Raw genomic sequence first — 13409 nt, 5'->3', positions numbered from 1 at the left:
CCCCTCACCCCGGCCCTCTCCCCACAGGGGCGAGGGAGAAAACCGGACGGTTCCCTCTCCCCCGTGGGGAGAGGGTTAGGGTGAGGGGGCAACCTCGCTACGACACCTGCAACCGGAACGACGACATCGCCGCCACCAGCGCCTGCGACTGCTCCTCCAGCGAACGGGTTGCCGCCGACGACTGCTGTACCAGCGCCGCGTTCTGCTGCGCCGTTTCATCCATCTGGCTTACCGCAATATTCACCTGCTCAATGCCGCGACTCTGCTCCTGCGACGCGCTGGCAATCTCGCGCATCAGTTTGGTCATGCGCATCACTTCACTGGCAATCTCATCCATAGTTTCCCCCGCCTGCTGCGCCAGGTCACTGCCTTCGCTGACGTGGGTTTGTGAGGCAGAGATCAGCTGACGAATCTCTTTGGCGGCATCCGCGCTGCGGCTTGCCAGGTTACGCACTTCACCTGCTACCACCGCGAATCCGCGCCCCTGCTCACCCGCGCGCGCCGCTTCTACCGAGGCGTTCAGCGCCAGAATGTTGGTCTGGAAGGCAATCCCGTCAATCACGCTGAGGATATCGGCGATACGGTTGGCGCTGCCGGAAATATCCTGCATTTTTTCAATCACGTAGCAGACCATTTCGCTACCACGGTCGGCAGTATCGGACACTTCCTGCGCCAGCTTGTGCGCCTGGTCGGCGTTATCGGCGTTCTGCTTCACGGTGGCAGTGATCTCTTCCATGCTGGCCGCCGTTTGCTCAAGCGACGTCGCCGTCGACTCGGTGCGCTGCGCCAGATGGTTGTTGCCCGCCGTCAGCTCACGGCTGCCAACATCAATCTGCGAACTGGCATCCCGCACGCGCATCACCGAGTTCATCATCGACTCGCGCATACCGGCAATCGCCACGTTCAGACGCTTAATCTCCGCACTGCTCGCCTTCAGCGGCGAATCGGTTAAATCTCCTGCCGCCACCTGCTCCAGTTGACCAATCGCCGCCGCCAGCGGTTTAAGCAGCAGATGACGCAGCTGCAGCCAGCCCAGCGCCATCACGCCTGCGGTCAGCAGAATGGCGATAACCATCAGTACCAGCACACGGTTTTTGGTGCTGTGCACCGCGGCGACTTCAATCTGGCCGCGAGACTCGCCCCAGTCCTGGAACGCGTGGATCGCATCGTCAAACTGGCGAGAGACCGGGATCATGGTCTTTTCCAGCAGATCGTAATAGCCGTCGACGTTTTGCTGATTCAGCGCCGCCAGCATCGGCACGATCCCTTGCGTGTTGTAGGCTTCGAAGCTTTTCATGACGTTCGCCAGCAGCTGCGCGCCGTCGGCATCATCCATCGAGGACTGGCCCACATCGGCAATGATCTTCTGCCCCTGGGCAACTTCACCGTTGAGCACTTTTACCGCCGCGGTGGCATCATCAAGCATACCGATTTCCATCAGCCGGACCGCCTGACTGGCTTCGTTACGCGCACGCAATATCAACGTATAACCTTCGTTCAGCGGGGTCATTTGGTCGCTTTGCAGATGGTCAATGCGTTGTAGAGAGGTGGAGCTTTTGGTGAGGGCATAAATGCCGATACCGCTGACTAAAACCAGCAGCAGGGTCATCACGGCGAGCAGGGACAGCAAGCCGGTACGGATAGAGAGCGTTTTTAGCATCATAGTGTTGTCCGGTAGCAGGGGTACTGTTTGGCGTAAAAAGTCAGTATCGGCCACTACCGGAAAAACATTAGTGTTTCAGTGTGTTAGTCCTTTGTTACTGCCACGTTCACGCGGGTCACCGCCGCGTTCTGGCGGTTCTCCCACAGCACCGTCAGCGCACGCTGCAGCGCGATGAAAATAAACAGCAAAATGCCGATCGCTATCTTCGTCCACCATGAGCTGAGCGTGCCGTCGAAGTTGATATAGGTCTGAATCAGCCCCTGAATGCCGACGCCGAACAGCGTGCCGAGCACCGTACCCACCCCGCCGCTCAGCAGCGTTCCGCCAATCACCACCGAGGCAATGGCATCCAGTTCTACCCCGACACCCGCCAGCGCGTAGCCTGCCTGGGTATAGATGGAGAAGACGATACCGGCAAGCGTCGCCAGCCCGGTCGACAACATATAGATGCGCACGATAGTACTGCGGGTCGGAATCCCCATCAGGTTCGCCGAGGTAGCGCTACCGCCGATGGCGTACACCTGATTGCCAAAGCGGGTACGGTGAGCCAGGAAGATCCCCAGAATCACCACCAGCAGCATCAGCAGCCCCATCGCGCTCAGGCGACCGCCGCCGGGAATCGTCCACGCCAGCCCGGAGAGGGTGTCATAGAGCGGATGATCGATAGGAATCGACTCTTCGGAGATCAGATAGCTGACGCCGCGCAAAAAGAACATTCCGGCAAGAGTGATGATAAACGCCGGGATCTTCAGCGCATCAATCAGCCAGCCCATAAACGCCCCGAAGGCGCAGCCCATCACCAGCACCAGCGGGAAGGCTACCAGCGGCGACAGCCCCCATACGCCAATGGCCTTGGCTAAGAACACGCCGGTAAAGGCGATCACCGAGCCGACGGAGAGATCGATACCGCCGGAGAGGATCACAAAGGTCATCCCTACCGCCACAATGCCCAGAAAGGCGTTGTCGGTCAGAATGTTGCAAATCACCCGCGTAGACGCAAAACCGGGAAACTGGGTCAGGCAGTAGAGATAGCCGAGGATGAACACGCCCAGGGTGATCATCAGCGGTAAATTACGTTTTATCATCGCGGCGAACCCTCTTCAGCATCTGAATAAAGCGCGGCGACTGGACGATCAGCACGCACATCACCACCACCGCCTTCACCACCTGGTTAAGCTCGGGCGGGAAACCGGAGAGTAAAATGCCGGTGTTCATGCCCTGAATAATCAGCGCGCCGACCACCGACAGCAGCAGGTTAAAGCGCCCGCCCATCAGCGAGCCGCCGCCAATCACCACCGCCAGAATGGCATCCAGCTCCAGCCACAGCCCGGCGTTGTTGGCATCGGCTCCGCGAATGTCCGCCGCCACAATGGTGCCGGCAATGGCGGCGCAGACACCGCTCAGCACGTAAGCCAGCATCACCACGATGCGGGTGTTTACCCCGGCGTTTTTCGCCGCGCGGATGTTGATCCCCACCGCTTCAATAAACATGCCGAGGGCCGTTTTACGCGCCAGCAGCCAGAAGAGGACCAGCGTCACCAGCGCGATAATCACCGGCGTTGGGAACAGCAGAAACTTGCCGCTGCCGATCCACGCCAGCGACGGCGAGTCGAAGGTGACGATCTGCCCGGAGGTGATCAGCTGCGCCACGCCGCGCCCGGCCACCATCAGGATGAGCGTTGCCACAAAGGGCTGAATTTTGAGGATAGCGACCAGGATGCCGTTCCATAGCCCCGCCAGCACGCCAGAGCCCAGCGCCGCCAGCAGCACCACCGGCAGGCTGTGCCCGGCCACGGTCATTGAGGCGGCGGTGGCCCCGGCAATCGCCATCACCGCGCCCACGGAAAGATCGATGCCGCCGGTGGCAATCACCAGCGTCATACCAATCGCCAGCAGCGCCACGGGGGCGGCACGGTTGAGGATATCAATCGGGCTGCCGAACAGGCGGCCATCCTGCAGCGTTATCTGGAAAAAGTGCGGCGCGACAAGGCTATCCACCAGCAGCACCAGAATCAGCGCCGCAATCTGCGGCATGCCCGGCGGCCAGCGAAAACGTCGCGCGGGCTGGCCGGGTTGAGGAACGGATCGAGGCATCACGGTGTACTCCTTAGGCCGCAATAGCGTTCATGATGGCGGGAACGGAAAGCTTATCGAGCGGGATCTCCGCTACCTGTTGGCGATCGCGCATGATGATCACCCGGTCGGCGTAGCCCACCAGTTCTTCCAGCTCAGACGAAATCACCAGCAACGCCAGGCCATCGGCGCAGAGGGTTTCGATCAGGCGAATAATCTCTGCGTGGGCGCCCACGTCGATCCCACGGGTCGGTTCGTCGAGGATCAGGAACTGGGGACGCGTCAGCAGCCAGCGGGAGAGCAGCACCTTCTGCTGGTTGCCGCCGGAGAGAAACTCTACCGGCTGCTCGGCGCTAGGGGTGCGAATTGCCAGCTGGCGGATAAAGCGTTCAGCAATGTCGTTCTGCTCTTTGCGCGGAATCGGCCGCAGCCAGCCGCGCTGGGCCTGCAGGGCGAGGATAATATTTTCCCGCACCGAAGCGGCGGCAATAATACCGTCGGTTTTACGATCCTCCGGACAGAAGCCGATGCCCAGACAGGAGGCCTGATGCGGCGAGCGCAGGGTTTGCGGTTTGCCTTTGATCGTTGCCTGCCCGCTGTCAGCCGGATGGATGCCGAAGATCACCTCGGCGGTTTCGGTACGCCCCGATCCCAGCAGCCCCGCCAGGCCGACGATCTCGCCTGGACGAACGTGCAGATCGAACGGCGCGATGGTGCCTTTTTTGCCGTAGCCCTCAAACGAGGCGATCGGCTTGTCGCTGAGCAGCGTGCGCCCGGCGCGCTGTAGCGCCTGATGCTCCAGCTCGCGGCCAAGCATCATTTTGACCAGTTCAATCTGTGGCAGCTCGCGGGTTTCCCGGCAGCCAACGAACGATCCGTTGCGCAGCACGGTGATCCGATCGCTGACCATATAGACCTGATCGAGGAAGTGGGTGACGAAGATCAGGCTGACGCCGCGATCGCGGAGCTGGCGCATCAGGGTGAAAAGCATCTCCACTTCTTTGGTATCGAGACTGGCGGTCGGTTCATCGAGGATCAGCACTTTTGCCGAGAGATCGATGGCCCGGCAGATGGCGACAATCTGCTGCATCGCCACGGAAAAGCGGTTTAGCGGCTCACGCACATCGAGGGAGAAGCCGTAGGAGGCCATCAGCGCGGTGGCGCGCTTTTCCATCTCTTTGCGCTGGATAAAGCCAAAGCGTTTGGGTTCACGGCCAATAAACAGGTTGTCCGCCACCGACATGTTCGGCAGCAGGTTCACTTCCTGGTAGACGGTGCCAATCCCCAGCTGTTGGGCATGGGCGGTATTTTTCGGGTTAATTTGCTGGCCTTCCAGCCAGATGCTGCCGCTGTTGGCGTGGTAGACGCCGGTCAGCGCCTTGATAAGCGTCGATTTCCCCGCACCGTTTTCACCGAGCAGCGCCATAATTTCACCACGCCGCAGGCTGAAGTTGACGTTATCCAGCGCTTTGACGCCGGGGAAGTACTGGCAGAGCCCCTCGGTGCGGAGGATTTCCGGGTTGGTTTCAGTGGTCATGGTACGCTCTCCCCCCTCACCCAATACATTGTGCCTGACTTGCAGCCCGCACCGCTCAGCGCCCTCTCCCTTTCAGGGAGAGGGTTGGGGTGAGGGTACAACCCGCTTAATAGCCCATATTTTTCTTCTTCTCTAACTCCTCTTTCGCCGTATCCGGCAGATACAGCGTGGACTTGGTCAGCGTCACTTTTTCCGGCATGGTGCCGTCTTTCTTGAATTTCTCCAGCGCATCAAACGCCGGGCCAGCCATATTCGGGGTCAACTCGACGCTGGCGTTGGCTTCACCGGCAATCATCGCTTTGTAGATATCCGGCACGCCGTCAATAGAGCCGGTCAGGATATCTTTGCCCGGCTTCAGCCCGGCCTCTTTGATGGCCTGAATAGCGCCGATCACCATGTCGTCGTTATGGGCGTAAACCATGCAGATGTTCTTGCCGTTGTTCTCCGCCTTGATAAAGCTCTCCATCACCTCTTTACCCTTACTACGGGTAAAGTCACCGGACTGAGAGCGGATAATCTTGATGTTTGAGGCTTTCGAAATCGCATCGGCGAAGCCTTTCTTACGGTCAATCGCCACGCTCGCGCCGACGGTGCCCTGCAGCTCGACGACGTTACACGGCTTGCCGTCGACGGTCTTAATCAGCCACTCGCCAATCAGCTGGCCTTCCAGCACGTTGTTGGCCGTAACCGTGGTCATGTAGAGGGATTTGTCTTTGACATCAATGGAGCGGTCGAGCAGGAAGACCGGGATTTTGGCCTCTTTGGCTTCCTTCAGCACCGGTTCCCAGCCGGTGGCGACCACCGGGGCGATAAAGATGGCGTCGACGCCCTGGGCGATAAACGAGCGAACCGCTTTAATCTGGTTTTCCTGTTTTTGCTGCCCGTCGGCGATCTTCAGGGTGATACCGCGTTTCTCCGCTTCCTGCTTCGCGACGTTGGTCTCCGCCGCGCGCCAGCCGGATTCAGATCCGACCTGCGAAAATCCCACCGTTAAAGGAGCAGCCATGACCATAGACGACATGGCTGCGGAAACTGCTGTGACAAGAAGTAAGCGCTTCCACATAGAGTTATCCTCGTAGGGTTATTGTTGGTCAAATATTCATCTGCGGGAAAACTATAGACAATGGGATATGTAACGGAATGCGTTACATCACAATTCAAAAAAGTAAATTATTTGTTAATTAGCAACGAACATCAGAGTTCAGGAAGGAGTAGGTGTCGCGCACCCATTGATGGCTATCGTTTTTGTGTTTTTTTTGACCACGACGCGGCCATTTTTTACCGTGTTGTAAACGGTTTCATGATTTTATTCATGATGCGGCTACGTTTATGGATTTTTCTGCCGTAAGAAGGCACTGAAAAGGCCGGGTTCCAGGGGGAGAGGCGTAAAACAGGTCAAGACTTTCCCGACGAGTTGGCTATAATACCGGGCACTAGTTTGCCATACATTCTAAAGGAAACAGACATGAGCTTACTCAACGTCCCTGCGGGTAAAGATCTGCCGGAAGATATCTACGTAGTCATCGAAATCCCGGCTAACGCAGATCCTATCAAATACGAAGTCGACAAAGAGAGCGGCGCGCTGTTCGTTGACCGTTTCATGTCCACCGCGATGTTCTATCCGTGCAACTACGGTTACATCAACCACACCCTGTCTCTGGACGGTGACCCGGTAGACGTTCTGGTCCCAACGCCATACCCACTGGAACCAGGTTCCGTCATTCGCTGCCGTCCAGTTGGCGTGCTGAAAATGACCGACGAATCCGGTGAAGATGCGAAGCTGGTTGCGGTACCGCACACCAAGCTGAGCAAAGAATACGATCACATCAAAGATGTGAACGACCTGCCAGACCTGCTGAAAGCGCAGATCACCCACTTCTTCGAGCACTACAAAGACCTCGAAGCGGGCAAATGGGTTAAAGTTGACGGTTGGGACAACGCTGAAGCCGCTAAAGCTGAAATCGTTGCTTCCTTCGAGCGCGCGAAGAAATAATATTTTTCGAGCGTGACAAAAACACCGCCTTCGGGCGGTGTTTTTGTTTGTGCAGAACCCGATACCAGCAAGACAAAAAAACAACGCCACCCTGGGGTGGCGTTGTCATATTCAATACTGGTCTTTGTCCAACCAGTTTCCACTTTCTATCAGCTTCAGTCCGTCAACCGGACGCTGATAGACATACATCCAGGCACTGCCGTATGGCGTCTGGATGAGATGACGTGCATATTCACCTGCTTTGGTGCGCAGCGCATCCAGTTCGGCCAGCGTCGATGCGTCGATCCGATAAACCTCACCGTGTACCGTGCCTTCACCTGGCACCGCGCCTGGATAGTGGCCCAGGCTGTACAGTTGATAATCGAAAACGCTGTGATCGCCCAGCCACTGGGCGTTGGTCATCCAGTGGCTGTTACCTTGTTTGCGCCGTAAACTGCCGTACACAAATATTCGCATTGCTAAAACTCAAACTGATAGAGCAAATCGAGCGCCTGGTCTACGCCAGACACCGCTTCCAGATACAGCTTAGGCATCAGGCGATAGCGTAACGTGAGCGTCGCTAAAGAGTCAAAGATCCCCACGCCATATTTCACCTGCAGACCCGGCAATACGTAACCACTGACCACCACCTGGGAGGAATCACCCACCCCTTGCGTATCCAGAGCCAGATTACTTACGCCAAACGTCTCGCCGATTTTACCCACAACCTGACCACTTTGTGCAACCCCCATACCAATAAGCATAGATGTCATGGCCGCACTGTCACTCTGACCGCTGTCCAGCCCCTGCCCACGCACGAGGTAGGAGAGCGCTTCCTGCTGCGACATCGCCGGGTCGGAGAAGACTTCCGCCTTAGGCTGATCGGCTGAGCCAGTGACGCGAACACCGGCGATCACATCATTTTCGGTAGAGTCTGGATTACGAATGGCTTCGATATTCAGCAGCGGCTGATCCGGCGGGCCGGAGAACAGCAGTTCGCCTTTACGCACGATCAAATCCTGGCCGTAAGCGTGGAAGCGCCCTTCCGGAATATTGATCTGCCCGTTCAGCCCCAGCCCCTGTTTATCCTGCGCCACCTTCAGGTCACCGGTCAGGCGCGCCTTCAGGCCGAATGCATCCAGACGGACGTTGTTGCCAACATGGATATTCAAGTTGCTGTTGATAGGGATCGACGCGGACTGCGTTTTCTCCGGCTGAAGGTTGCTATTGAGCATCACTTCATCGCGGGAGACACCGACGGCGCTTTCCGGCACGTCTTTCACCACAATACGCGCCCATGGAATATCGACGTTACCATCCAGCGTGAACAGGCTTGGCGTGGCTTTAAATTCAACGTCCGGCGACACATCCAGGCGCACCATCGGCGGCACGGTAATACGAACCCGGCTACCTTTCGCGGCAATACGCGCGCGCCAGTTGTCTATCTGCCGCCAGTCCGCGTCGCCGTCCAGGCTAATTTGCCCCTGCTGGGTACGGATATCGCCCTGCAGCGTTGAGCTCGCGCCGTTGAAGTTCATGGTTATCTGACTTGGCTGCATGTCGAACGGCATAAAGTTGCCATCCACGTCGATACCGTTCAACTGCATCTGCCCATAGAGCAGCGGGCTTTGCACGTTGCCCCCCAAACGCAGGTTCGCGTTGAGCTTACCGTCCGCCTTTTCGCCACGGGAGAAAATCGGGTTAATCATCGCCAACGAGAAGTTACGGATATTGACGTTACCGCCCAGGTTACGCCGCCCTTGCGGGTCGGTGACCTGTACCTGCCCGTCCAGTTGGCCGTTGTTGGTCAGGCGGATAAGCCAGCCCAGCTCGGCGCGGTTGTTGTGCAGGTCGGCATTCAGATTCAGCGTATCGAAAGCCACCGGCAGCGGCGCATCGTTGACGATTTGCGTGACCTTCACGTTGCGCCCGGAGAGCGTCACTTTGCCCTGCGGCAGCCCCTCTTTGGTGGTGTCCCAGGTGACATCGGCGTTGCCGCTGAACACGCCACTCGCCTGCGTTGCTTCCGGCATAAACGGTTTGAGCATCGCTAAGTCGAAGCGGTTGAGGTTCACTATCGCATGGCCTGCAGCCCCGGCATCAATCGTCTGCGGCACGCACAGCTCGGCGTTCGGGTTCACCCAGCAGTGCGGCCCGATACTGATTTTCTGTTCGAGATTGCGGTAGTCCAGCGCGATATCGCGGTTGATGGACCACGGGCCAACCGGAGTCTGGAAGCGCGTATTGCTGAGCGCCCCCTTCCAGCGCTCTTCTTTGCGGTCGAAGCTGCCCGATAGCGCTAATTGGCCGGAGACCGGTTCACCCTGAATCTGCAGTTGCAACGCGTGCTGCTTCTCGTTGCCTTTGGCTGCCAGATGCACCAGGCCGATATTTACCCCCGGCTGGACGATGCGCTCTACGCGCACGTCAAGGTTACCGGCAATCTGGTCGGTGGAATTAACGTCGCCATCCACGCGCACCTGAGCAATCGACAGCTCCTGCCAGCGCAGGCCGCGCGCGGTGATATCCGCCAGCAGCTGCGGGGCATCCACCGTGCCGCGAATTTTCACCAGCCCTTTCGCCGTGCCGCCAAGGCCCGGCAGCATGTTGTCGAGCTTCGGCGCATCAATGTTGGCATCCAGGTTGAGGTCTTTCACCCCCAGCTCGCCCTTCACGTCGGCAGTGTTGTTGCCCAGCGCCACGTGCAGGCCAGGAATGGTCCACTGCATGTAGCTGTTGCCGCGCAGTGAGCCATCGACGTTCACCTTGTTCTGTTTCACGTTGCCGGTGATTTTCACCTCCGGGACGTTCATCTGCCAGGTGCCGCCGTAGAGACTGCCGTTAGTTTTAATCAGGCCATCCAGCTTCGATGGCCAATCCGGCGCCACCTTCGCGGTATTGATGCCACGGAGCGCCAGTTCGCCGCGCCAGCTGATCGCCTGCTGCCAGTCAAGCAGCGCGGTCAGTTCGGTTTTTCCCTCCAGCGCCGCCACGGTGAGCTTATCGAGACTCACCTGCCGCTCGTTACCTTTCGCGTCGATCGTGATATCCGCTGGCGGCACACCCTGCCCTTTCACCGCAGTGCGGAATGAGAGCGTATAGTCGGTCATCTTGCCGCCGAGCTTCAGCTTCAGATCGTCGGCCTGATACTGCTTCTCACCGGTAAACGGCCAGTAAAGCTGTTTGCTGTTGATCTCAAGGTTGAACGGCAGCCCGGCTTCCGCCAGCTGCGTCTGGGCGCGGAGGCTCATATCCACCGGGCCTGACAGATTAACGCCCAGCTCCAGCTGTTTACGCACCTCGCCGCCCACTTTCAGCTTCACTTTCTCGCCCTTCAGCGGGTCGATGTTCAGCGTACTGTTGAGCGTGATGTCTACCGGCCAGTCGTTGATCAACTGCGCGGTCCCGCTGGCGTTTACTGTGCCCTGACTGGAGTCAACGTCCAGCGCATCGAGTTTCATATTGCCGTCGATGCTGCTCACCTTCAGCAGCATTTTGTAGACCGTCAGGTCAGTGTCGCCGGTAATGCGCAGCTGCTCGCCGCTAAAGGACTCAATGTTCAGGTTCAGCGGCAGATGAACATCGGCCATCTCCGGCAGCACCGGTTTGGAGAACAGCTCGGTCATGGTCTCGCCGAGCGGTTTTTCCTGCGGCTGCGGGTTGTCGATCTTCGGTTCAACCACCTCTTTTTGCGCCACGTCAGCGACCTTCGGCAGGGCGATCAGCAGCCCTTGCAGCGTGGTTGGCGTTAGGGTCAGGTTTTTATCCTGCCATGTCAGTCCGCTGGTAAAGTCCATCACCGACACCGTAGTGTCATCAATCTTGATATTGACGCTGTTAAGCGCGAACCGCTTGAGGGTAATCGGGTACGGCGTGGAGAGGTTCAGCGGGCCGCTGTCCTCCTCTTTCACCGGCGCGGCGGGCGGCATTTTACTGCTGTCGATAGCCACGTTAATGTTGCTGAGCGCAATATCGTTCACGCACACGCTGCTATGCCACAGGCAGTTGAGATCCACCGCCAGATGGAATTCTCCGGCATCTACCGCCACGCCCGGCTGGGTGTAGCGGACATTTTTCAACGTCAGATCGCGCCAGCCGCCGGTCACTTTGCCAATTTCCAGCCCCGGTACCCAGCGGTTTGCCGCGTTAAGCAGCAGATGTAACCCTGTCGTCGTGCCGACCAGGAACCCAACGATCCCCACCAGCAGTACGAGAAAAATCAGCACACCGAGGCTTATCTTCTTCCATAACGTCATAGTTCAGGCCCCAGTCCGATATAAAACTGCAATCCATGTTCATCTTTGTCGCCCACCGGAACGGCGAAATCGAGCTTGATAGGCCCAACCGGCGACTGCCAGCGTACGCCGACGCCCGCGCCTTTTTTCCAGTCGCTCTGACGGATATCGCTGACCGCTTCACCGCCGTCAACAAACACCGCGCCCCACCACTTCCCGGTCACGTTGTACTGATACTCCAGCGAGCCGGTAGCCAGTTTGGAGGCACCGATCAGCTTGCCGTTATCGTCACGCGGGGCGATCGATTTGTACTTATAGCCGCGAATACTGCGATCGCCACCGGCGAAGAAGCGCAGGTCCGGCGGTACGCGGTCGAAGTCGCCGGTTTCAATCCAGCCCAGATTGCCGCGCATCACGAAGCGATGGCGGTCATAGAGCGTACGGATCCAGACGTTTTGTGCCTGAATCACCGAGAAGTCGACATCCGAACCCCAGGCGGTATTGGAGTAGTCGATGGAGTAACGCTGTGAGTCACCCCAGGTTGGCATCAGGCCGCCGCGCGAGCGGGTACGGCTGATGGAGACCCCAGGGTAGAACAGCATGGTGGTGTTGGTGACATCGGCCTGGGTAAAGTGGTCGAGGCTCCAGCGCAGGTTGATAGCGCGCTGCCAGCCGCTCGACAGATCCCAGAAGCGCGAGACGGCAAGCGTGGTGGAGTCCGCTTTGGTGTCGTTAAGGTCGGTACTTTTGAAACCGCCCTGCACCAGGTAATACTGCTCCAGCGGGTTCTTCAGCAGCGGCATTTTGTAGCTGAAATCCAACTGCTGTTCTGGCGCGGAGACGCTGACGCTGGTCGTCAGGCTGTGGCCGTAGGAGTTAACCCACGGTTTTCGCCACGAGGCTTTCACCCGCGGCCCCACGTCGGTGGAGTAGCCGCCACCCAGTTCAACGGTGTTTTCGCTGCGCGGCGAGACAACGCCATGCAGCGGTAGCACCTTCGTTTCCCGGGATTTATCAAATTCAGGGGCCACCACCACCGAGTTAAACCAACCGGTAGCAGAGAGACGGCGGTTCAGTTCAGCGAGATCGCTGGACTGGTAATAATCGCCTTTTTTAAATGGCACCAGATGCTGCAAATACTCTTCGCGGATCTGCGAGCCTTCAAAGGTGACGTCACCAAAGCGATAGCGTTCACCGCTATCGTAGTCGATATCCCAGAACGCCTGATGACGCTCAAGCGACACGCCGAGCTGGCTCTTTTTAAATTCGCTATCAAAGTAACCTTTGCGAAGCGCCACGCTGGTTAGCGAGCTTTTAAAGTGGTCATAATCGCCGTGATCCAGAACGGATCCAATTTTCGGCCGGGTTTTCAGCAGCGCCAGATAATCGCTGTCGGTCCGCGCGCCGCCGCGCAGGATAACGTCGGTGCCGCCAATGAGCACCGGTTCACCGGGCGTAACTTTCGCCAGCAGCACCTGGCGGCCTTTGGCCGGCGGCGGCTTGAGTTCGAAATCGATGGTCGGCTCATAGTAGCCGAGGGCCTTCAGCCCTTCACGAATAGCATCATCGACGCGCGCGCGAAAACGACGATCGGCGGTGACTTCATCGCTGTCGATCGTCGAAAGCTGCGCACGCACGTTTTTTTGTAGCTCGCCTGTGAGCCCTTCAACCTGCAGACGGACGTTTGCTGCACTGGCAACACCGCTGGTCAGCAGCAAGCTCACCAAACATAACTGGCGGATTTGTCGCACATTTTCTCCTGAATATCCTTGTTCCCACCCCAACGGGAAACGAAAGCCCGCTCCGCGGCCACAACTGCGTTTTCACCATGACTGCGCTCTGAGGGCGCACGGTATTCAACGTCAGCGCAAAAAACCCACTCTTTGTCGGGTTGAAATAAAGACAGTACCCCAAATTATTCTTATGTTT

General features: G+C 58.1%; 9 protein-coding genes. 1 reads left to right on the top strand and 8 read right to left on the bottom strand.

Translation table 11 applies throughout. The annotated features are described in order from the left end of the window. Positions 1 to 97: 97 nt before the first annotated feature. The 5 genes from AB2B48_RS20450 to ytfQ all read right to left on the bottom strand — a co-directional run bounded on the left by AB2B48_RS20450 (position 98) and on the right by ytfQ (position 6336). On the bottom strand, positions 98 to 1660 hold the full coding sequence (locus AB2B48_RS20450; protein WP_368301989.1) for a methyl-accepting chemotaxis protein: 1563 nt from the start codon (positions 1658 to 1660) through the stop codon (positions 98 to 100). An 86-nt stretch (positions 1661 to 1746) separates the two neighbouring features. After that, entirely contained in the window at positions 1747 to 2748 is a 1002-nt protein-coding gene (yjfF, locus tag AB2B48_RS20445) for a galactofuranose ABC transporter, permease protein YjfF (RefSeq protein ID WP_368300021.1), read from the bottom strand. Continuing rightward, positions 2735 to 3760, bottom strand: a complete 1026-nt coding sequence (gene ytfT, locus AB2B48_RS20440; RefSeq protein ID WP_220439619.1) for a galactofuranose ABC transporter, ATP-binding protein YtfT — start codon at positions 3758 to 3760, stop codon at positions 2735 to 2737. The genes yjfF and ytfT overlap by 14 nt, the downstream gene beginning before the upstream one ends. Positions 3761 to 3770: 10 nt before the next feature. Then, positions 3771 to 5273: a galactofuranose ABC transporter, ATP-binding protein YtfR gene (gene ytfR / locus AB2B48_RS20435; RefSeq protein WP_368300019.1), complete on the bottom strand. Its 1503-nt coding sequence runs from the start codon at positions 5271 to 5273 to the stop codon at positions 3771 to 3773. Between the two features lie 106 nt (positions 5274 to 5379). Further along, a complete protein-coding gene (gene ytfQ, locus AB2B48_RS20430; protein WP_123651118.1) occupies positions 5380 to 6336 on the bottom strand; it encodes a galactofuranose ABC transporter, galactofuranose-binding protein YtfQ in 957 nt (318 codons plus the stop codon). 402 nt (positions 6337 to 6738) lie between these two features. On the opposite strand from ytfQ, the gene ppa reads away from it, so the two are divergent. Beyond that, on the top strand, positions 6739 to 7266 hold the full coding sequence (gene ppa, locus AB2B48_RS20425) for an inorganic diphosphatase (RefSeq protein ID WP_005134479.1): 528 nt from the start codon (positions 6739 to 6741) through the stop codon (positions 7264 to 7266). Positions 7267 to 7377: 111 nt separating this feature from the next. On the opposite strand, the gene AB2B48_RS20420 is transcribed toward ppa, so the two are convergent. From AB2B48_RS20420 to tamA, 3 genes are read right to left on the bottom strand one after another with little or no spacing between them, the layout of a single operon-like run. Then, positions 7378 to 7722, bottom strand: a complete 345-nt coding sequence (locus tag AB2B48_RS20420; RefSeq protein ID WP_035896263.1) for a gamma-glutamylcyclotransferase family protein — start codon at positions 7720 to 7722, stop codon at positions 7378 to 7380. A gap of 2 nt (positions 7723 to 7724) precedes the next feature. Continuing rightward, a complete protein-coding gene (gene tamB, locus AB2B48_RS20415; RefSeq protein ID WP_368300017.1) occupies positions 7725 to 11501 on the bottom strand; it encodes an autotransporter assembly complex protein TamB in 3777 nt (1258 codons plus the stop codon). Then, positions 11498 to 13231, bottom strand: a complete 1734-nt coding sequence (gene tamA / locus AB2B48_RS20410; protein ID WP_368300016.1) for an autotransporter assembly complex protein TamA — start codon at positions 13229 to 13231, stop codon at positions 11498 to 11500. Before tamA ends, tamB begins: the two co-directional genes overlap by 4 nt. Positions 13232 to 13409 lie beyond the last annotated feature (178 nt).

The organism is Kluyvera sichuanensis, assembly GCF_040930405.1.
GTDB lineage: Bacteria > Pseudomonadota > Gammaproteobacteria > Enterobacterales > Enterobacteriaceae > Kluyvera > Kluyvera sichuanensis.
The sequence above is the reverse complement of the archived record's forward strand: the minus strand, read 5'-3'. Positions and strand labels throughout refer to the sequence as shown.